The following is a 20,944-nucleotide window of genomic DNA, read 5'->3' as shown; positions in this document are numbered from 1 at the left end:
TAATGACCAAGGTGACTTTTGAAACAGAGCCAGCTACTTGAAAATATAAATATTCAATTGTCTGTAGATGTGCAATGGCAGCCTTTGTTGCATGCAGGTACGACCAACCAGCTTTATACTGGCAATTATCAAGGGCAAGCCGTTGTTTTGCGCCTCGATACAACAAGGCAAGTATTGGGTGTTTGTCGGCAGCGAGAAGAAAAAGTACTGAGCCTACTCGGCACTAAAGCATGGGCGCCGGAAGTTTTTCAGCAAAAGTTGCCAGATGAAACCCAGTCGGGATGGCTTTTGATGAAGCGTTACACGACATTAGATGATGCGCCTATAGCTGATTTGCACGCTCAGATATTAGCCTGTGTGTCTGATTGGCAGCAGATAAGAAGCATGCCGACATATGATTACCAAGCATTATGGGATGCATATCAGCAAAAAATAAATGATCTAGACAATACCTTGCAAGCTCAAGCGTTACTGAGTTCGGTTTGCGCGCTAATGCTAGAGCTAAATATAACCGCCAAGGTTGAATTATGTCTTGTGCATCATGACCTGCATAAGAGAAACCTTTTGAATAATGTAGGGCAGTTGGTGGTTATTGATTGGGAGTATGCCGGGCTAGGGAATCCTTGGCTGGATGCCGCAGCACTGGTGACAGAGTTTTCAATACCGCATCTAGAGATAGCTTCACTGCCTGCTTTTAGGGATGTCGATTCGAAAGCATTTGAATGCGCAATCAATATTGCGTTACAGGTTAACCGGCAGTTGAGCCTGCTTTGGTATGAGCTTAGTGGGCATAGTGATCAGTGATGACTCTTTCAAAAAGCGCTATATGAGCATTTTCTTGCTGGCAGTCTTGTGAAGTGTTATCTGTATTAGAATCACACTAATAAGGAGAATAGTTATGAAGACTATGAGTTGTAAGCAGTTAGGTGGTGCTTGTGATGAAGAGTTTCATGCTAATTCATTTGAAGAGATTGCTGAGCTGAGTAAGCAGCACGGTACCGAAATGCTTCATCAAAAAGACGCTGCTCATCTTAAAGCGATGGATGAGATGATGCAGTTAATGCAAAAGCCAGACGAAATGGTGGCGTGGTTTGAGGGAAAAAGAAGAGAGTTCGAAGCTCTGCCTGAGAGAGTAGGACCTGTTTGATTACCGCTCAGAAATTAGCGGTTCGCCTGTTTATAGGCGCCAGGTTTTTTGGGTATGGCCAGCATGTTCTCTTAACTTATGAAAAACCCTTGTTGGGCTCGTATTATTGCACTAGTCAAGAGGGGCAAGAAGGGTGCCATGAGAGCCATTTTTCAAGATGAAATTCATTCACGGATTATAGGATTTTACTGGAAAAATCAGACCTATGACTTTGTGAAAATTTAGATATACTGAATTCAGTTGATCGTAAACGCTGAAGAGGAGAAAACACTGTTTAGCTTATAATAGTCGCTTCACTTGAGTCGTTCATTTACTTTATTAAGTAAAATCTTTAATTAAGAAACGTCAATATTTGATAAGCGCCTATATAAGAAGTTTCATGCGTATTTTTTTGCCTTCGGGCTTTTATAACCGAAATCATTTCGGTTCTGAGGGGCTGTCTGACTGACCGCCCCTTTTCTATGCTTGCTCTTGAAAATATCCTTCGGTTTTTCTTCGATAATTCAGTATCTTCTCGTAAACTAACGCTTTTTATAGAATGATTAATGGCTACTATTGATGTCTGACGTATTGACACACTCTATTGTTGAAGCGGGCCGCTGGATTGATTCACAAGGTTGGTGCCCAGCTACGGGTGGTAATTTTTCAGCCCGTATTGATGCCTCGTCTGCGTGGGTGACTGCATCAGGGCGTCACAAAGGTGAGCTCACTCCATACGACCTGCTACGGGTCGATTCGCATGGCCAGGTTATTAATTCTAAATTAAAGCCGTCAGCTGAAACATTACTGCATACGGCGCTTTATGCGTTGGATGTTAATATTGGTGCGGTGCTACATACGCACTCGGTGGCTTCCACAGTGCTGTCTCGTCTAGAAGCATCAAATACCCTAGTTTTACATGGTTATGAAATGCAGAAGTCCTTATCAGGAAATAACACGCATGATGCGACTGTAGCGATTCATATTTTTAATAATACTCAGGATATGCAAGCACTTGCACAGCAGCTGAAAAATACATGGGCAAAGTCTCCTTTGCAGTGGGGGTTTTTGGTGAGAGGGCATGGCCTCTATGCATGGGGTAAAGATATGGTTGAGGCTAGAAGGCACCTTGAGGGACTAGAGTTTTTGTTTGCCTGTGAGCGCGACATGATGTTGCTTAAAAGGTAGCGTGCATCATTGAGTGATGTAGGGGCTATTTGTGTTTATCAAGCGCTAGAAGTAGAGATATAAACCGAGAAATAACATGACTATTAAAGTGATTTTGACAGATATAGAAGGCACCACCACGGATATCCGGTTTGTCCATGACGTGCTTTTTCCTTATGCACGACAGGCTTTGCCAGCGTTTGTAAAAGGCCACTGGAATGATGCTGTGGTGCAGAGCATTATGGCCGAAGCCAAGCTTGTATTAGAGGCGCCTGATGCAGATCAAACAACATTGATTCAAGCGTTTATTAATTGGATCGATCAGGATAAAAAGGTCACTGCCTTAAAGACATTGCAGGGTTTGATTTGGGTGCAGGGCTATAAGAATGGTGATTTTACTGGGCATTTATACCAAGATGCTTATGAATATTTGCAGCGTTGGAATGAGCAAGGTATTGAATTAAGTGTGTTTTCGTCGGGATCGGTGAAAGCCCAGCAATTATTGTTTGGTCATAGTGATTTTGGTGACTTAACACCTCTTTTTAGCCATTATTTTGATACAACCACAGGCCATAAAAGAGAGAAGGCGGCGTACGTATCAATCGCTAGTGCGTTGCAGCAGCTGCCTGAGAATATCCTCTTTTTGTCGGATATCGTTGAAGAGCTGGATGCGGCACAATCGGCGGGCATGAAAACCTGCTTGTTAGCACGTGAAGAGTTGCCAGAAAACGCCACGCATAATGCAGTGAGTTCTTTTGAAAGTATAAGTGTTTAATCTAGAGTAGACAGCTGTAGGCTAGGAGTGAGTAATGAGTGCTATAACCGTATATCAAGATAATGATACCCGCCAGCCAATGCTGCACAGTGATGATGGCGATGTTATTAAAAGTACGATGGCTGCTGTTGGTATTCGTTTTGAGCGTTGGATGATAAATTGCCCGATTACACCTGAAATGTCTCATGAAGAAGTTCTGCAGGCTTATGATCAAGAAATCGGCGAGTTGGTAAAAGAAGAAGGTTACAAAACCGTCGATATCGCAGCTATTACGCCGGATAACCCGCAAAAAGATGAGTTTCGTCAGAAGTTTTTGAATGAGCATACTCACTCAGAAGATGAAGTGCGATTTTTTGTTGCAGGCGAAGGTATGTTTTACCTTCATATAGAAGATAAAGTCTATATGATTCATTGCTGTAAAGATGATTTACTGTCAGTGCCTAATCAGACTAAACATTGGTTCGATATGGGCCCTGAACCGCATTTTACCGCGATTCGTTTTTTTAATAACCCCGATGGCTGGATCGCAGATTTTACAGGTGATGATATTGCCTCGCGTTTCCCGCTATTTGATGAGTAACTAAGACCATGTCAAAAGGACGTGATAAACATCAGGAGCGTCACCACAACCTAACTATGTTTGGTAAAGATTTGGTGCGCCGTTGTGGGGCGCACTGTGAGTTGTGTGATGCTAGTGGAGAGTCGCTGAGCATTTATGAAGTGCCCCCTGTTGCTAATGACCCTTCGTACGAGCATTGCTTAATGGTGTGTGAAACCTGCAAAGAGCAGGTCGAGCGCCCTAAGCGAATAGATCCTAACCATTGGCGCTGTTTAGGAACAACCATGTGGAGTGAAGTAGCGGCTGCTAAGGTTTCAGCTATTGTTATCCTTAATCATTTGGCTATAAAAGAGCCATGGGCACAGGAGTTGCTTGAACAAGCCTACCTTGAGCCTGAAGAAGCTGAATGGGTAGAGCAGTGGACGCTCGGTGTTAAGTAAGTTAAGCAAGACGAGTTGATACAGGCTGTGTTCACCGTGGAGGCATTATTGTATTTTGATTGTGATAATGAAAAATACAGGCGTCTTTATGGAAAGTGATATCCAACCTGCTGCAACACCAAAACGTAGATTTCCGCTTTTTTTAACAGTCTTTTTGGCTGTGTTTTTGGCGATTATTCTGGGTGGTCTCTTTGTTAAGTGGGTATATTTCCCCTCTTCATTTAGTCCGGTTAGCCTTTCTTCGGGTGAGCAGCAGCAGCTTGATAAAAAACTAAGCTTCTTTGGTATTCAGTTAGAGGATGGGTCGGCTGTATCGGACCCTAACAAGCCACTTCAGCCTGAGGCATATTCTGAGACCGGTGCGAGTCGTGAAGTTAAATTTTCAGAGAAAGAGCTGAATAGTTTAATTGCTAAAAATCCTGACTTGGCCAGCCGTTTTGCGATCGACCTTTCAGATAATTTAGCCAGTGCTAAGTTACTTATTCCTGTGGATCCGGACTTTCCAATTTTGGGTGGAGAAACCGTCAGGATCAATGCGGGTGTCGAGGTAGCATTTAATAATGACCGACCGAGCGTTAAACTGCGTGGCGTGAGCCTGTGGGGAGTACCTTTGCCCAATGCCTGGATGGGTAGCTTGAAAAATATTGATTTAGTCGAGCAATATGGTGGTGGGGAAGGTTTCTGGAAAAGCTTTGCTGATGGTGTGGCTTTTGTCAGGATTGATGACAATCAGCTTGTGGTTAAATTGAAAGAGTAGCCGGCTGAGAAGCGACTATTAAAATAAGCCCGATAAGCGATTATTTTAAGTAAGCCGAGCTATATTGCTCGGCTTACTTTTTAGGTAATAGTGTGTGGCCAAATACATTAACCAGTAAGCCGGCCATAATCAGAGTAATCCCAAATATCTGAATAATACTCAGCGTTTCATCTAATACTAGCCATGCCGTTACAAGGCCAATCACAGGGACGAGTAATGTCAGTGGAGCAACCTGAGATGCAGGATACTGCTTAAGCAGGTGTGCCCAGCTACTGTAGCCAAAAATGGTGGCAATAGCTGCTAAATAAAAGACGCTAGCAATAGATTTAAAGCCGATGTTCTCTAGGCTTGAGAGTATGAGATCTGGCCCTTCAAAGCGGTAGGAGAGCAGTAGAAAAGGGATTGGAGGAATGAGCGCGCTCCACACAACTAGGCCCATCAAGTTAACATTACCTAGTTGGCCGATCTTGCGATTAATAATGTTTCCCATGCCCCAACTGGCGGCTGCTGCAATGGTTAAAGCAAAACCGATAAATGTCATCTGGCTGGCGGGTGTTTGGGTTGCCAGTAGGGTCAAGCCGGTTGCGGCAATAATCAGGGAGAGCACTTGTGGTAGTTGCCAGCGTTCACCTAAAAACATAAAGGCGAATATCATGGTGAATAGCATTTGTGCTTGGAGTACCAGCGAGGCTAGGCCTGCAGGCATGCCTAAGTGCATGGCGCTAAAGAGCAGTGCGAATTGGCCAAAGCTAATGGTTACACCATAGGCGAGTAGCCATTTAAGCGGTAGTTTTGGGGCTTTAATAAAGAGAATGGCAGGAAAGGCAACTAGCATAAACCGCAAAGCACCTAGCAGTAGGGGAGGAAGCTCATCCAGCCCCCACTTGATAACAACAAAGTTAACCCCCCAAGCCAGCACAACGAGTAATGCAAGACCCCAGTCCTTTAGACTCATTGTGCTCTCCTGGCGGTTTACTTGATGGTGGCGAATTAGTCGCTGACGACAGCCACACGTACCGCATCCATCTTCAGCTTAGCAGCACCGAGTAGCTCTAGGATGCTGGCACGATCAGCACGTAACTGTGTGATCTCTTCCGCTCGGATAGAAGGGTTTACCTTGCTTAGCGCTTCTAGTCGTTCAACTTCTTCATTGAGGATTGTAGTCGCTTTGCTGACGGCGCTTTCTATCAGTTTTTCCTGCTGAGCTTGGGCTACATTTTCAGCCTTGCTCAAGACACCACTGATCTGCTCTCGACCATGACGAATCAGGTTCTGGGCTGCATGGCGCTTAACGCGCTCACCTAATTTGTTTAAGTGGTTAGGTGTAATAATAGCGCTGAGGTTGTTGCCGTTGTTATCTAACACGACGCGAACCGTCGCTTGCGGCTGGTAACGCTGCAAGTTGAGGTGGCGAGGTGCTGCACAGTAGAGAACAAACACCGCTTCAACTAATAGTGTGCCAGGCGCTAGTGGAGGAAGTTTGACGGTACAGATGGCTGTATTACCAAACTCGCTGCCGGTAATCATTTCCATAGCACCGGTCACCATGGGGTGTTCCCAGTTGAGGAACTGCATATCTTCACGGCTCAGAGCTTCTTCGCGTGAGAAGGTTGCTGTACAGCCTTCATCGGGTAGCCCTGGTACGCGATGATAGATCATCTGGTCAGTAGGTTGCAGGATCACAGAGTGCAAACCATTAGTTTGCTGGTCAACACCAAACTGATCGAAGACGTGTTCCATGTACTCGACTAGCTGGTGGCGGTTTTCGGTATCTTCAACGGACTCTATGAGCTGAGCAGCTTGCTCAGGACGGCATGAACTCATTTCCAATAAGCGGTCACGGCCTTGCTGCATTTCAAGAAGAATCTTCTGCGATGCTTGCTGCGATTCGACAATAAGCGTTTCAAAAGTTTCTTCGTCAGCACCATCAAGTAACAGGCCTACTAGGGTGTCTTCGAACTGTGTAAACAGTGCTTGGCCAGCGGGGCAGGTATGGCGAAAAGCGTTTATGCCTTCGTCAAACCAGCGTAGCAAAATAGCCTGTGCGCTGTCTTCGTAATAAGGGATATGAATCTGCACATCGTTTTTCTGACCAATACGGTCTAAACGACCAATACGCTGCTCTAGAAGGTCAGGGTTTAGTGGCAGGTCAAACATAATCAAATGTTGTGCAAACTGGAAGTTACGGCCTTCACTACCAATCTCCGAGCAGATTAATACCTGAGCGTATTCTTCAGTGTCGGCAAAATAAGCGGCAGCACGGTCGCGGTTGATGAGTGTCATCTTCTCGTGGAACATGGCAGAGCGAACGCCTTTGCGTAAGCGTAGGTGTTCTTCTAGTGCTTGTGCTGTTTCAGCTTTTGCGCAAATTAGCAGTGTTTTTTCGTGACGGTGAGCTTTAAGCCAACCATCGAGCCATTCAACACGAGAGTCAAATTCCAGCCAGTCATCACCGAGTACAGATTCTGGTTTAAGAATCTCATCCAAAGAAAAGTCGACCATTTCTGATGACAGTTCATCAGGCATAGGCAGTGGATGCGGAATCAGAATTCTTTGTGGGAAGCCATGTACGGCGTCACGTGTATTACGGAATAATACGCGGCCTGTACCATGGCGATCCAGCAGATGATTAATGCACTGTTGAATCGCTTCTTCAGCATTTTCTTCCTGAGCATCCGCAATAAGTTTGGTGGCGGTTTCTTCGCCCAAGAAGCTGTTTAACTCCGCTTGGAATTGCGCATCTGAGCTTAGTTGTGCAATACCGTTTTCGGCAAGTAGCTTTTGTACCAGTGCGTTTACTTCAGTGTAATGCTCTTGTTCTTCACGGAACTGCTCCAACGAGCTGTAACGGTCTGGGTCAAGTAAACGTAAACGAGCAAAGTGGCTTTCTAAGCCGAGTTGCTCCGGTGTAGCTGTTAACAATAACAAGCTAGGGATAACATTCGCTAGCATTTCTATCGTGGTGTATAGCGGGCTAGGAGCATCCTCGCTCCACACTAAATGGTGTGCTTCATCAACAATCAGCATATCCCATTCACACGCGAGAATTTGCTCAACGCGTGTAGCGTTATTGTTGATAAACGATTGGCCACATAAAATTAACTGAGCAGAGTCGAATGGGTTTTCTGACCCAGACATCTCCAGTGCAGTACAGCGCAGATCATCCATAATGCTGAAGTGCAGATTGAAGCGGCGCATCATTTCGATCAGCCACTGATAAACAAGGCTGTCAGGAACAGTAATCAATACACGCTTAGCACGACCGCTGATAAGCTGTTGATGTAAAATTAAACCCGCTTCAATGGTTTTACCCAAGCCAACTTCATCGGCAAGTAAAACACGCGGTGCATAGCGATTGGCTACTTCGTGAGCAATATAAAACTGGTGTGGTAATAGCTGCACACGGCCGCCGGATAAACCATAAGTCTCTGACTTTTGTTGCGCGTGTTGATGCTCGAGAGTGTTAAGGCGCAGCTTATAACGGCTTAGTTTATCTACTTGGCCGGCAAAAAGACGATCCTGAGGACGATTAAACTGCACGTGGCTGTCGAGATCAATTTCCGGCACGATATGCTCTTCACCATCAGCATCGTTGCCGATATAGATGAAGCAGCCGTTTTTCTCGATACGCTCGGTAATTTCGATCTGTATGCCGGCACTGTTACTTACTGTGTCGCCAACAGGGTATTCGACCCGGCTAACAGGGGCATTATCGGTGGCGTATGTGCGCTCGTCTTCAGCAGCAGGATAAACAATGGTGACGCGACGATCTGCGTTAGTTGTAACCATACCTAAGCCAAGCTCTGCTTCGGTATTACTGATCCAGCGCTGGCCGGGAATAAAATCTGTGACTGCCAAACTGATTACTCTCGTTTTGCTTGTTTAAAAAGCCATGCATGATATGAGTTTAACTCAAATGTTTAAAGATGCAGGCAACAATTAAAGTGTTTTTAACACGCCTTTCTTAATCTGCTCTTGGTTAAACACGCCTTTATCTAAAATCCAGCCGCTAATAAGGGCTGCAGGTGTGACATCAAACGCTGGATTGTAAACAGGTGTTTGATTTGGACTCCAGCAAACATCGCCAAAGCTACCGCTTACGCCGCGTACTTCAGCCGCGTCGCGTTCTTCAATAGGGATCTTCTCACCGCTCATACATTCAATATCGACTGTCGTGTTGGGGGCAACCACATAAAAAGGCACATTATGGTGATATGCATTTACCGCTAAGGAATAGGTGCCCACTTTATTTGCAAAGTCGCCATTTACAGCGATTCTATCGGCACCGACTAAAATACAATCGACTTTCTTATCGCGCATCAGAATTGCGGCCATGTTATCGCAGATCAATGTATGGGCTACGCCGAGCTGTTTCATTTCCCAGGCGGTTAGCCGGCCACCTTGTAGTAGCGGGCGGGTTTCATCTACATACACATGGATATTCTTGCCCTGCTGGTGGGCGGCATTAATCACACCAATAGCCGTGCCTACGCCAGCGGTTGCTAAGCTTCCGGTATTGCAGTGAGTTAAAATATTGGCATTGGCAGGAATAAGTTCTGCCCCCAGGTTAGCTAGGCTATTACACAAGGCGACATCTTCATGAAATAGCCGTTCTGCTTCTGTTGGTAGTGCGCTAGGACCTGATGTTTGCAGTACTGCTAGCATACTGTCCATATTGTTCATCAAGTTAACGGCAGTAGGGCGTGCCGCGCGTAAAACTTCTGCATTACGTTGTAATGTTGTAGTGCATGCTCCGTTGGCGGCTAAATGTCCCAGCAGCAAGCTCGCACCAATACCGATGAGCGGTGCTCCACGAATTTGTAGTTTTTGAATCATAGCGACCATTGCGTCTACGGACTCGCAAGGAAGCCAGTTCTCAACATGGGGGAGTTGGTGCTGATCAAGCACATAGAGGGTGTTGCGTTGGTATTTAATACTGGTCGCTTGAAGGTCGTGCATGACAGGCTCTCAAGTAAGCCTCTATATGAATACAGGCCCGATGAATTATGTATGAGATTATAACGCACTTATTATCTGGGTACTGCTGATATTACCCTTTAAAGAAGGGTATTTTAAGAGGTGAAAATGTAGCGGCTTATATAATAACTCTCTTACATAAAGAGTTTACATAAGAAGCTTATAAAAGCCGCGTATAAAAATGCTTAGATAAACAGTAAAACAACAGAGCTGGCTGTGAGAACTCCCATCGACACATTAAACCGCCGATAAGCCACCGCCGTTGATAGATAGCGCCCAATAGCCATGCCAAAGCTAGCCCAGAGACTAATAGTGGGCAGGTTAACAATCCCAAAGACGAGCGCAACATAAAAGGCAGATTGAAAGTATGCATCGCCCGGCAGTGTGAATGTGGTCATCGCGCTAATAGACATGATCCATGCTTTAGGGTTTACAAATTGAAAGGCGGCGGCTTGAGCAAAGCTAAAAGGAGTATTGCCTGCTGTGTTGTTTTTCCCTGGCCCGTTAGCCGAGCCTATTTTCCATGCCAAATAAACAAGGTAACAAGCGCCGACCCAGCGTAACCAGCTGTGTAGCTCAGGATATTGAGCAAAAATAACACCAAACCCTAGTGCCACCGACATATTCAGAGCAAACAAGCCACTGCCAATCCCCAGCATATGAGGAATCGTCCGCTTAAAACCAAAATTAGCGCCCGAGGCTGTCAGCATCAAGTTATTGGGGCCCGGCGTGACAGAGGTCGTAAAGGCAAAGGTTATTAATGAAAGTATGTTGGCTAATAATAATTCAATGATCATGACTGTGGTTCCAATAGTAGGTGTATGCGCCGGTTGTGTTTGCCTTTGTTTTCGATCTTGCTGATCTTGGCTGTGCCGATTTCTTTGATGTTAGCGACATGAGTACCGCCACAAGGCTGAAGGTCTACGCCATCAATCTTCACCATACGTACAGAGCCTGTTCCTGCTGGCGGTTGCACTGATAATGTACGTACTAGCTCAGGTTGTTGTGTTAGCTCTGCATCGCTTATCACCATGGTGGTGATGGCTGCGCTTGATTGAATGAGCGCATTGAGTTGTTGGGTAAGTAGCTCTTTATCGAGCTTTGCTTCGCCTAAATCAAAATCAAGACGGCTTTTTTCTAGCCCGATAGAGCCGCCAGTGACACCTTTAGGGATAAGAGAGCAGAGCAAGTGCAAGCATGAGTGCATACGCATCAACTGATAACGGCGCGGCCAATTGATTTCTAGTTGTACATGATCGCCCACACTAAGCTGCTGAGTATCTCCATCAATGCAATGCAAAATACGGTTAGGCGTATTGCCTTTAATCGTATCAATTACCTCAAGCCTAGCGGATGACGTTGTTATCCAGCCTTGGTCACCGGGTTGGCCACCGCCTTGGGGGTAAAAAAGTGTTTGATTAAGCTCAAGGTGGTTTTCTGTGACTGCAGTGATGACAGCACTTGCTTGCGTTTGATAGCTATCGATATTGAACAGTGCTGTTGTCATGAGAAATCCTTGAAATATTAAATTGTATGGGTACAATTGTAAATAAATGTTATTGATCGTTTCTTTTGTATTGTTTTTACATCATATATTTCATAATTTATGAGTCAATCGGTTTATTGTTACCATGACAATTTGGATTCCAGATTTAACTGAATATGCAGGGCCGCGTTATAAAGCCTTAGCAACAGCCATTGCTTTAGGCATTGATGCTGGTGAGCTAATCGCGCAGCAAAAATTGCCGCCCCAACGACAGCTAGCCGATGCGTTAGGTGTGACATTAGGCACAGTGACACGAGGATATGCCGAGGCTGAGCGTCGTGGTTTAGTATCAGCCCGTGTGGGTAGTGGAACCTATGTAAATGAGAAGGGTGCAAAAGTACGGGATGAGTTTTTGATCCCTGATCCGCGCGAGGGTTTTATCGATCTGACGGTGAGCTTGCCGGTAAGGCTCGGCCAGCAGGCGTTGCTTGCAGAAACGCTCGGGGAATTGCAGCACGACCCCGACACACTTGCGCATATGCTGGAATATCATCCCGATGGAGGTTTTGAGCACCATCGCCAAGTTATAGCTAAGTGGATAAGTTACGGTAATTTTGCCTCGCCCCCGGATAGTATTACTTTGTGTAATGGTGGCCAGCATGCCATACAGCTGGCTTTAATAGCCGCATGCCGCCCGGGTGATACCATTCTTGCCGAAGGGCTGGCATATCCTGGGTTAAAATCCATAGCGAGGCAACTTAGTCTTAAAGTTATTCCCATACCGATGGATGAGCAGGGTATTTTATTAGATTCTATTGCTGATCTATGTCGTCAATATAACCCTCGTTTGATCTATTGCACGCCGACTCAGCATAACCCGACCAATGTACAAATGACGTTGCAGCGAAGGCGGCAACTGATTTCTGTGGCTAATGAGTGCCAGTTGTTGATTATCGAAGATGATGTCTCGGCGTCGTTAGTGCAAAACCGGCCAGAGCCTTTGGCATCTATGGCGCCCGAGCGAGTTTTTTATATCAGTAGTTGCTCAAAGGGGTTAGCGGGTGGTTTACGGGTAGGCTTTCTTGTATCACCGCAGGCGTATCGAGACAGAGCGGCCTCGGCCCTGCGCGCTAGTTGTTGGATGGCTCCACCGTTAATGGTTGAGATAGCGTGTCGGTGGATTCAGCAAGGCGCGGCGACTCAGTTACTCGCGAAGCAGCGCGAAGCGTTACAGGTACGTTTTGCATTGGTGAGCGATATATTTCGTTCGCTGGATTTTTCGGCCAGAGCCGATAGTTTTTTTGTCTGGTTAGTGTTGCCTGAACATTGGCGAGCCAGTGCTTTTGTAAAAGCCGCCGAAGAGAAAAAAGTCTTGATTACTGCTGCAGAAAGCTTTGCTGTTGGCAACTACCCAGCACCGCAAGCCGTAAGAATTTGCATCAGTGCAGCTAAAGATCTTGCTTCGCTGGAAGAGGGTTTAAGAATGATTCAGCAGTTAGCGCTTTCTGAGGTAGATGAAAAAATTGAAACCTTTTAAACGATGAAAACACGATGAACTACCTAGCTCATCTATTTTTGGCTCAGCCTACGGTGGAGTCACGCGTTGGAAATCTCTTGGGAGATTTTGCCAAGGGTGTAGCCGTTGCCCCGTTACCTGAACCCGTAAAAAACGGTTTGTTAAATCACCGTGCTGTGGATCGCTATACCGATAACCATGCCATTGTTAAGCAGCTTAAAGGGCTGATGAGTGCCGAGCGAAAGCGCTTTGCAGGCATTATGTTAGATGTGGTGTTTGATCACTACCTTATAAAACACTGGTACACGTTTAGTCATCATAGCTTTGCAGATAGCAGCCTTGTGTATTATCAATCACTTACGCAAGGGCAGGCGCTTATGCCAGAGCCAATGCAGCGTGTTACCCAGCGGGTCGTATCGCAGCGATGGTTTGACTCATATCAAACATTGCAAGGGATTGGTTTTGCGCTGGACCGGATTGCAGGCAGAATACGCTTTGATCATGCATTTTATGGATCTATCGAAGAGTTAACCGCGCACCAAAATGAGATAGAAAACGGATTTTTAGCATTTTTCCCTGAGCTGCAACAGCATGTGGAAGAACTCAGATTAGAGTAATTACTTTTACTCATTATTTTCAAAGAATCGGGCATAAATAGATGACTTTTAAACTCACCGTTGTAGATCAATCTCCCGTACAGCTTGGGACAGGTGGGCCTGAGCTCGCCCCGCATCTATCAGCGCAGTTAGCACAAGCGTGTGACCAGTTAGGCTATCACCGATACTGGCTAGCAGAGCACCACAACAGCAACAGTTTTGCCGGACCATGCCCTGAAGTATTAATCAGCCATATTGCCAGCATTACCAAAAATATTCGGGTGGGTAGCGGGGGGGTTATGCTGGCTAACCATAACCCTTACAAGGTGGCTGAGCAATTTAGAATGCTAGAAACACTCTTCCCAGGAAGGATTGATCTAGGCATTGGCCGAGCCCCCGGCGGAGATGGCATAGCCAGCCAAGCACTGGCGTACCCTTATAAGCCAACACACGGTGAGCGCTACGCAGAACAAACGCAACTGTTGAGCAGCTTTTTGCGAGGCGACTTTCCTACAAACCATGCGTTTAATGATCTAAAAGTGATGCCAAGCGATGAGCCGTGCCCAGAGCTCTGGATGCTAGGCACCAGTGGTGGCAGTGCCGCCTTTGCCGGGCAGATGGGTTTTAGTATGTCACTTGGGTTGTTTATCAGCCCAGATGACCAAACCATCGCGATTATGGATGAATATAAAAACGCTTATCGACAATCCGGGCATGACGGAACACCACGCACCATGATTACCATCTCGGCATTATGTGCTCCCACACGAGAAGAGGCACTCTACCTTGCCGCACCACAAGCCTATTGGAAAGTCATGGCCTTTCGCCATGGTATGCGTAACCCTTGGTTAAGCCCAGAAGAAGCAATAAACAAGTTAAAACAGTTGCCCGTATCAGACCAGAGCTATTACCAGAGCCTAATTAACTCTGTAGCCCTTGGCTCCCCACAAGAATGCGCCAGCCAGCTTGAGCAAATCTCTGAATATTGGCAAACAGATGAGATAGGTTTAGTCACGGTGACGCACGATTTTGAATCAAGAAAGCGTAGCTTTGAGCTGTTGGCAAAAGCATTATTGGGCTAATTCATCGAGCGGGCTGAAAGTGCCCGCAAAATGCTGACCGATAACATGCGTATAGATTTGAGTGGTACGAATATCACGGCCTGTTTACAGCAAATGAGTGCCTGAAAGTATGAGAGTTGATACTGTTTTTATATACAGTATGGCAATGTTTGCCCTTTTTTCATATGTTATGAGGCCAATGGCAACACTAATGGATTTATGCTTTATGACAAGGAAACTAAAAATGTCTTCAAATCATAACGTTAATTCTCTTTTTTTAAATAGTTCATTTTTTCGTGCCGGCCCTCTAATAACTGTTATGAGGCCAACGGCCTCTTAAACGGGCTGTTAGGGCTCAATGGAATATTATGGATAATGCAGAAGTAGAAAAAAGAGTTAAACAATATTTTTCAGATGCTTGTAGTCGATTAAATAGGGTTAGATATGCACATGAAAGTGCATATGTTGATGCGCTTATTGGACGCTTAGATGGAGTGTTGGATTTTGGTGATGGTAATGGCTCTATAGATTTTTCGTCTACTATTGTAGCTGACCGTGGACCAGGGAGTGCTGAAAGCTTATATGGTGCAGATTTCGCAATTGTTTTTAAAAGTGAAAATGTAGATGAACCAATTAGCAAAGCCATATTATCACAAGCCAAAAATGATACTGTTGATGGGATGCCAAAAACAGAAATAACACGACTTCGTGAGCAATGTGAGAAGATGTCTCGCTATACAAACGATTATATAGTACTAGAAGCTCCTCAGATAGCAGGTGCGGTACCAACTATAAGAGTAGGTACTCCAAGCACCAAAACTTGGGGAAAAACAAGAATGAGGCTTGATGATTATTTCCTTGAATTAGTCTTATCTTGTAAGCATGGAGACAGGCGTTCTGACTTTATTAAAGGCGTAGCTAGCAGTAAATTAAGCGGGCTTACTGTTGATGTAAATGGACTTGAATATACTCCGACACCTAAGCCAAGAAAAAAAAGAGATAATAAGCCAGGTAATAGGCCCTAACAAGGCATTTAAACGGAACTAAAACAGTTGGTTAGATTCCGCTTCGCTTCACATTATAACCAACAATTTTAGTCCGCTTAATGCGGCGTTATGCACCAAAATTATGAACTGGCAAGATCTAATAAAATACTCTAGCGTTCAACTCAGAAAACATGAAGATAACGACATGCCTTGCGGTATCGGTTCTGGCTGTCTTCTTGATTTGAAAGGCCAACGCTTTTTATTAACCGTATTCCATGTTACTCAAAATTCATCTAACTGGAGTGCTCAAATAAAATACAACGAAGAAGTACAAAAATTTGAGGCCCTATTCTTAAATGAGTTTAGTTATTTTGCTGACTATTCTTCAGATAAAACAGAAATAGAAAATGTGGAGTTTTCTTTTCACCCGGTTCGCCTAGATTTTACAAGTTCCTATCAAAATATTAATTGGAAAGGTGAAATTTTAGAGTCCAGAGAAAGGCCTATATTTGCGATGGATGACATTAGCGAGCCAAACAAAGATATATATTATGGTTTTTCTGGAGATATCCTCCCAACAGCTATTCCTGATCAAAACGCTTTTGAAGCCACTCAACACATTTATCATGGATTGAAGTTCGATAGAGTGGAAAATGACATGCTAGTTTTTAAATTACCAGAAGATCATCCTGGACATAAAATGTTTCAGGGGTGTAGTGGCGCTCCAATTATTGGAGAGGACGGTAAAGTTGTAAGCCTTGTAAGTGGAGGCTGCACCGAAAAAAATGAAATTTACGGCTGTAATCTACTGAAGTGTATAAGGTCTTTAGATTATTATTTGCAATAAGTTGCATAACAATTCACTAAACCCGACCGCGCTAAAGCGCGGCCGGTTAGCTTAAACGTTAGGGCACATGGAGTAAGTATGTCACTTTTGAGAGAAATTCAGGATTCGGCTGTTGATGCAAATGAGTCAATTGGTACATTACTTAGAAAGTGTAAGATACTAGCTGCAAGGTTAGGAAGTTCAGAGTTTAAATCTTGGGTTGATTCTGAATTAAATGGTTACGCTGATGTAAAGGATATGCCTGAGTACAGGATTATGTCGGTTAGCTGTAAAGGTCATTTCTCAGGTGGTTTTGGTGCCGCAATTAACAATGCTGAAATACCAAGTAACTGCATACCTAAAGAATATCGAGAAAACCTTTATACCACCTATATGGTGCAACCTATATCTTCTCTTGAATCTCTAATAAATGATTCAGATGGGGGTACAGTCCAAGAGCCTTGGCCTGCTAATGTTACCGCACACTTTGGTACTAAAATGTATCAAGGCTATAACTGCATGCAAGCGTGGAAAGTTATCCCTGTAAATGCACTTGTTGGTGTGCTCGATGTAATTAGAAATAGGATATTAAACTTTGTGTTAGAAATAGAATCAGAAGACCCTGCAGCTGGAGATGCTCCACTTAATTCAAAGCCTGTGGCAGAAGATAAAGTTCAACAGATTTTTCACATGCATATCTCTGGTAACGTTCAGAATCTTGCAACGGGTAGTACCAATGTAAAACAGCACGCGATAAATAATGAACACAATGAAGTATTAAATGAACTACTGCATGCACTTGTGCAAGTAAATGATTCAAAAGAGTCTAAAGACGAAATTGTTGGTGCAGTTGAAGAAATGAGAGACACTCAAGGGAGTGTTGGCTTTAAAGAAAATTACAATAAATTTATGTCGGTATTATCAGATCATTTTCAAGTCTACGGGCCTGTTGTAGCGCCGTTTTTACCTGCGTTGGCGGCAATTGTGCCCTAACACATATGAGCCTTCTCAAGTAAATAGGTCGAAGTAGTTCTTATCGGCCGCGTTAGTGGCCAATTATAAAACCATTAGCAAGACCGTTCACTTCATCTGTCTTTGTCGGCTGTTAAATACACTTACAGCAAACACATATAGAGGCTCTCTTATTGCGGCGTTTACCGCTGCCTGATTACCAGTCCTTTAGCAATTCAGGGGCACTAGACATTCATCGGTTAACCTGTGGCTGTCCTATTCAAAAGACGGGCTGTAACTCCAGTTAGTTTCAGGCTCAGCTCAGGTGTAAGCGCATTTGCTAATGACACTAATGCACGCCAACAAGGTGTCTAATCAAGGCAAAGGAGCTTCATGAGTAGGAGTAGAGTATCTTTTTAGATGTCGAGCATCAGTTAACACACGTAGATACTCAGCACTCTCCGGTGCGATCCAGTTAGACGTTCAGCTCACCTTGTTGCGTGACTAACCCACTAAAAACCGATGCTCATCGAAGACTTTCTCCTGCTTCAGCATAAAATACACCGCACTCCCAAGTTTATGGGCTAGTGCCGATAAGGCTTTGGCTTTACTCATCCGTTTCTGGAGCCGTTGTAAGTATTTTTGAGCGTCTGGGTTACCGCGTAAAAAGAGAACGGCGGCTTCAGAGAAAGCCCATTTTAAATGCGCATTACCTATCTTATTACCCTGCGTACCATAGGTTTTTCCCGCAGACTCGGCTTTGCATTTTACCAGTCGAGAGTACGACGCAAAGTTTTGTACCGACTCAAAGCGTTGAATCTCACCAATCTCATACAAGATGGTTAGCGCCAAAATACGGCCTACACCCGGTATGCTTCTGAGTAAGGTGAAACAGACCGGGTTATGATGTTTAGCCTGTTGTTCCAGATGCCATTCGAGCTTGCTGAGTTCGCGGTGATAGCATTCCAGTATATTGAGGTCTAAATCGATGTTGCGTTGTGCTTCAGGATTCTCAAACGTCGATTTGAGTTGTTCACGCGCACACACATTTTTCAAGTTAACTTTATTCGGTGGTAGGTTGTATTGGCTCGTCGTATTCACGATATGGGCTTTTAGGTCAGCGCCATGGCGAACAATATGTGTGCGTCGTCTTAGTAAATCACGTGTAGCCCGCATCGCTCGTGGATATACATAAGCTAACGGAAAGTTACCGCCCCGCATTAATTTGGCAATTTTGTAAGAATCGATCCGATCATTCTTGGTTTTACCGCCATGTATGGCTTTCATATATAACGCATGACCCAGAATAAAGTGAATACCGTGATCTTCACAAAAGTCGGCCAGCCAATACCAGCAATGCATACATTCGACACCTATAACGAGGTCGTCAAGATAGGGTTGAATCAGCTGGTAAAGTGTTTCGGGGTTGGCGGCTATCTCTTTATGCAGCAGCGTTTTACCCTCTTGGTCAATGATACAGACGTAAAGAGATCGGGCATGTAAATCGATTCCACAATAATGGAGATGAGTGGTATTGTAGAAATTCATGGGTCTTCTCCTTTTTTGGTTTGGTTGCCTTCCAGCTTATCGCGACTGCGGTGGCTGGGGGAGAAGGCTCAATAAGTATCAAGCAATTCAACAAGGACAAAAAACAGTTGGTTTTTGCTCCTTCGTCGCTTATTTTAACCAACTATTTTTTGCCTGTTAATTGGGCGTTAGGCTTTTTTATTTTACCAAGGATAGGTTGGCACATGATAATTGTTTTTATTTTTATAATAATACCATTAGTGATTCTCGTAGGCTCTTTTCTTCTTACATTCAAATATTTATATATTGGTGCTGGTGTTTCAACAATTATCGCTACTTTATATTTTTACTTTGCTTACTCAGCACTATCAACTATGGGGAAACCTAATGGTCATCGGGGTAGTGCTCTGCTTAATGTCTTTTCATATACTCAAGAGCTTTTAACCTTTTTTGTATGCTATCTTCTAGTCTTTTTGTTGTTTTCTTTTTATAAGGTAAGCAACTAAACCAATCAGGCTAGGTGTTTTACAAAAGCCTAACAAGTCGTTAAAGCAGGACAAATAACAGTTGGCTTTTGCTCCTGCGTCGCTTATTTTAGCCAACATATTATTCGCCTCTTAACGAGGCGTTGGTATGACTCCCACTGTCAAGTTCACCCACACTAATATCTGCTTTTTATTTAAAGCCTTTTTCTCAAAATAGGATGAGTTAGCAAATCGAATGAGGCCGGTAATGTCGTCGGTTTTCATGCTGGTATTCGTGGATTACTCATTCTGCAATGAGCAGCGCCTACCTTACTACTTTCTTGAATGAGGAGGCGTCGTGGCACCGATCTTCAGTCTATGTTCGAGGATCAACGACTCACGTAGTTGCCTGCCTAACGCCGTCGGAGCTTATGCCACTGCCGTGGCCCGATCCGATGCACTAACTCAAAACTGATCATTATGCAGGCACCCGTGATAAACGATTACTTGGGTTAACCGGTGAGAGCACGGCTTCTCTGGCAATAACCCAGATATATGCAATCATCTCTCGCGCAATGGCCGTGACCACGACATTGTAGTGTTTACCTCGTTTCATCAATCGCTGGTAGCGTCTACATAAACGTAACTGTGCTTGCCAACCTATATCAACGATTTCTTTACTCAGCGACTCTTGCCGCTTTTGTAGTTCCGTCGATATGTTCGCGCTATAGTGGTAACTATGAGCGCCTTCAATCAACAAACGCCTGGCTCGTCCATTCCCGCATTTAGTAATATTGTCTTGGCGTTTATGCCCGCCACTGGAATGTTCGCTAGGCACTAAACCAAGGTAGCTCATGAGTTTACGGGGATGATCAAAACGGGTGAGGTCTCCTAGTTCGGCAATGACTCCAACCGCCACTAATAACCGAACCCCTCGCATTGTTTGTACCGCTTTAACAACGGGGTAATAGCGCCAGTTTTTACATGATGAATCAACTCATTATCGAGTCGCTCTAAGCGTTTAACTCGCTCATTGACTGTCTGTATGTACTCTTGCAGAACAATCTGTTGGCTGGGATAGGGCAACACTAATTCTGTTAACCAACGCAGATGTTTTTGCGACCAATTATCTGTGACTGTCGGTTTGATATTGTTACGCAGTAATAACGCTTTGAGTTGGTATTTAGCATCTTTAAGGTCCTTCATCGCGGTTTCGCGTGCCCGGGATAAATCACGTATTGCTTCATCTTCGGGTTCGGGCACATAAATAGGATCATCCCCAGAACGTAGGAGCTGAGCGAGCTTCATCGCATCACGCTTATCTGTTTTAATCCGTTCACCCGGCTTCTTGGGAATAAGCGAGGGTGCCACCACATAACAAGGGTGGCCGAGACTCGTGAGTAATCGATAGACCCAGTAACCGCAGGGGCCGGCTTCATAAACAAAATGAAGTGTGTCTTTAGGGTATTTAGATTGAAATTGGCGCACCATTTTTTTAATAGACAGTTTGCTGTTAGGAACCTGACCTAAATGAGTGACCTTAGCGTTGCGATCATCTTCAATATAGGCGACCTCCACAAATTCTTTGTGAGTGTCTAAGCCAATAAAAATTATGCTACTGTTAATCATGCTGACCTCCAGCGTGTATTGGTAACAGATACAGTATGGCTCTGGCTTACAGCTAACCCACGAAAATGGAGGTCAGCACCTCGTGGGAGTCATTATGTCTA

At 44.6% G+C, this 20,944-nt stretch carries 20 protein-coding genes and 1 pseudogene; 14 read left to right on the top strand and 7 right to left on the bottom strand.

Annotated features, from left to right (window positions below):
* Nucleotides 1–18 precede the first annotated feature (18 nt).
* From NEJAP_RS12585 to NEJAP_RS12555, 7 genes are all read left to right on the top strand, one after another.
* A complete protein-coding gene (locus tag NEJAP_RS12585) occupies nucleotides 19–804 on the top strand; it encodes a phosphotransferase (RefSeq protein WP_201347573.1) in 786 nt (261 codons plus the stop codon).
* 94 nt (nucleotides 805–898) lie between these two features.
* On the top strand, nucleotides 899–1,147 hold the full coding sequence (locus NEJAP_RS12580) for a DUF1059 domain-containing protein (protein WP_201347572.1): 249 nt from the start codon (nucleotides 899–901) through the stop codon (nucleotides 1,145–1,147).
* 558 nt (nucleotides 1,148–1,705) lie between these two features.
* Nucleotides 1,706–2,314 carry a methylthioribulose 1-phosphate dehydratase gene (locus tag NEJAP_RS12575; protein ID WP_201347571.1) on the top strand — a complete coding sequence of 203 codons (609 nt, stop codon included), beginning with the start codon at nucleotides 1,706–1,708 and terminating at the stop codon, nucleotides 2,312–2,314.
* A 76-nt stretch (nucleotides 2,315–2,390) separates the two neighbouring features.
* Nucleotides 2,391–3,068 carry an acireductone synthase gene (gene mtnC, locus NEJAP_RS12570; RefSeq protein ID WP_201347570.1) on the top strand — a complete coding sequence of 226 codons (678 nt, stop codon included), beginning with the start codon at nucleotides 2,391–2,393 and terminating at the stop codon, nucleotides 3,066–3,068.
* Nucleotides 3,069–3,102: 34 nt separating this feature from the next.
* The gene (locus tag NEJAP_RS12565) at nucleotides 3,103–3,648 is read left to right on the top strand and encodes a 1,2-dihydroxy-3-keto-5-methylthiopentene dioxygenase (RefSeq protein ID WP_201347569.1); all 546 of its coding nucleotides are present in this window, start codon (nucleotides 3,103–3,105) and stop codon (nucleotides 3,646–3,648) included.
* 8 nt (nucleotides 3,649–3,656) lie between these two features.
* Nucleotides 3,657–4,067, top strand: a complete 411-nt coding sequence (locus NEJAP_RS12560) for a phnA protein (protein WP_201347568.1) — start codon at nucleotides 3,657–3,659, stop codon at nucleotides 4,065–4,067.
* 88 nt (nucleotides 4,068–4,155) lie between these two features.
* Nucleotides 4,156–4,824: a hypothetical protein gene (locus NEJAP_RS12555; protein WP_201347567.1), complete on the top strand. Its 669-nt coding sequence runs from the start codon at nucleotides 4,156–4,158 to the stop codon at nucleotides 4,822–4,824.
* Nucleotides 4,825–4,897: 73 nt separating this feature from the next.
* Here the strand turns inward: NEJAP_RS12555 and NEJAP_RS12550 are convergent, their stop codons facing one another.
* From NEJAP_RS12550 to NEJAP_RS12530, 5 genes are all read right to left on the bottom strand, one after another.
* Nucleotides 4,898–5,779 carry an EamA family transporter gene (locus tag NEJAP_RS12550; RefSeq protein WP_201347566.1) on the bottom strand — a complete coding sequence of 294 codons (882 nt, stop codon included), beginning with the start codon at nucleotides 5,777–5,779 and terminating at the stop codon, nucleotides 4,898–4,900.
* Between the two features lie 35 nt (nucleotides 5,780–5,814).
* Entirely contained in the window at nucleotides 5,815–8,682 is a 2,868-nt protein-coding gene (gene rapA / locus NEJAP_RS12545) for an RNA polymerase-associated protein RapA (RefSeq protein ID WP_201347565.1), read from the bottom strand.
* An 81-nt stretch (nucleotides 8,683–8,763) separates the two neighbouring features.
* Nucleotides 8,764–9,783 (bottom strand): S-methyl-5-thioribose-1-phosphate isomerase, encoded by a 1,020-nt coding sequence (gene mtnA, locus NEJAP_RS12540; protein WP_201347564.1) that lies wholly within the window; start codon nucleotides 9,781–9,783, stop codon nucleotides 8,764–8,766.
* 203 nt (nucleotides 9,784–9,986) lie between these two features.
* Nucleotides 9,987–10,598: a LysE family translocator gene (locus NEJAP_RS12535; protein WP_201347563.1), complete on the bottom strand. Its 612-nt coding sequence runs from the start codon at nucleotides 10,596–10,598 to the stop codon at nucleotides 9,987–9,989.
* Nucleotides 10,595–11,308: an alanyl-tRNA editing protein gene (locus tag NEJAP_RS12530; protein ID WP_201347562.1), complete on the bottom strand. Its 714-nt coding sequence runs from the start codon at nucleotides 11,306–11,308 to the stop codon at nucleotides 10,595–10,597. The genes NEJAP_RS12535 and NEJAP_RS12530 overlap by 4 nt, the downstream gene beginning before the upstream one ends.
* Nucleotides 11,309–11,432: 124 nt before the next feature.
* Between NEJAP_RS12530 and NEJAP_RS12525 the strand changes: the two genes are divergently transcribed.
* The 6 genes from NEJAP_RS12525 (at nucleotide 11,433) to NEJAP_RS12500 (ending at nucleotide 17,265) form a co-directional block, all read left to right on the top strand.
* Nucleotides 11,433–12,824 carry a PLP-dependent aminotransferase family protein gene (locus NEJAP_RS12525; protein WP_201347561.1) on the top strand — a complete coding sequence of 464 codons (1,392 nt, stop codon included), beginning with the start codon at nucleotides 11,433–11,435 and terminating at the stop codon, nucleotides 12,822–12,824.
* Between the two features lie 14 nt (nucleotides 12,825–12,838).
* Nucleotides 12,839–13,420 carry an ACP phosphodiesterase gene (locus tag NEJAP_RS12520; RefSeq protein WP_201347560.1) on the top strand — a complete coding sequence of 194 codons (582 nt, stop codon included), beginning with the start codon at nucleotides 12,839–12,841 and terminating at the stop codon, nucleotides 13,418–13,420.
* Between the two features lie 41 nt (nucleotides 13,421–13,461).
* On the top strand, nucleotides 13,462–14,481 hold the full coding sequence (locus NEJAP_RS12515; RefSeq protein WP_201347559.1) for an LLM class flavin-dependent oxidoreductase: 1,020 nt from the start codon (nucleotides 13,462–13,464) through the stop codon (nucleotides 14,479–14,481).
* A gap of 347 nt (nucleotides 14,482–14,828) precedes the next feature.
* Nucleotides 14,829–15,485 (top strand): hypothetical protein, encoded by a 657-nt coding sequence (locus NEJAP_RS12510; protein WP_201347558.1) that lies wholly within the window; start codon nucleotides 14,829–14,831, stop codon nucleotides 15,483–15,485.
* A gap of 103 nt (nucleotides 15,486–15,588) precedes the next feature.
* Entirely contained in the window at nucleotides 15,589–16,293 is a 705-nt protein-coding gene (locus NEJAP_RS12505; RefSeq protein ID WP_201347557.1) for a hypothetical protein, read from the top strand.
* A gap of 78 nt (nucleotides 16,294–16,371) precedes the next feature.
* Nucleotides 16,372–17,265: a hypothetical protein gene (locus NEJAP_RS12500; protein WP_201347556.1), complete on the top strand. Its 894-nt coding sequence runs from the start codon at nucleotides 16,372–16,374 to the stop codon at nucleotides 17,263–17,265.
* 462 nt (nucleotides 17,266–17,727) lie between these two features.
* Here the strand turns inward: NEJAP_RS12500 and NEJAP_RS12495 are convergent, their stop codons facing one another.
* Complete coding sequence (locus tag NEJAP_RS12495; RefSeq protein WP_201347555.1) at nucleotides 17,728–18,771, bottom strand: IS110 family transposase; 1,044 nt, start codon at nucleotides 18,769–18,771, stop codon at nucleotides 17,728–17,730.
* Between the two features lie 50 nt (nucleotides 18,772–18,821).
* Between NEJAP_RS12495 and NEJAP_RS12490 the strand changes: the two genes are divergently transcribed.
* Nucleotides 18,822–19,256, top strand: a complete 435-nt coding sequence (locus NEJAP_RS12490) for a hypothetical protein (protein ID WP_201347554.1) — start codon at nucleotides 18,822–18,824, stop codon at nucleotides 19,254–19,256.
* 436 nt (nucleotides 19,257–19,692) lie between these two features.
* On the opposite strand, the pseudogene NEJAP_RS12485 reads toward NEJAP_RS12490, so the two are convergent.
* A pseudogene (locus tag NEJAP_RS12485) lies at nucleotides 19,693–20,843 on the bottom strand (IS110 family transposase).
* Nucleotides 20,844–20,944: the final 101 nt, after the last annotated feature.

The organism is Neptunomonas japonica JAMM 1380 (assembly GCF_016592555.1).
GTDB classification, from domain to species: domain Bacteria; phylum Pseudomonadota; class Gammaproteobacteria; order Pseudomonadales; family Balneatricaceae; genus Neptunomonas; species Neptunomonas japonica_A.
The sequence above is the reverse complement of the archived record's forward strand: the minus strand, read 5'-3'. Positions and strand labels throughout refer to the sequence as shown.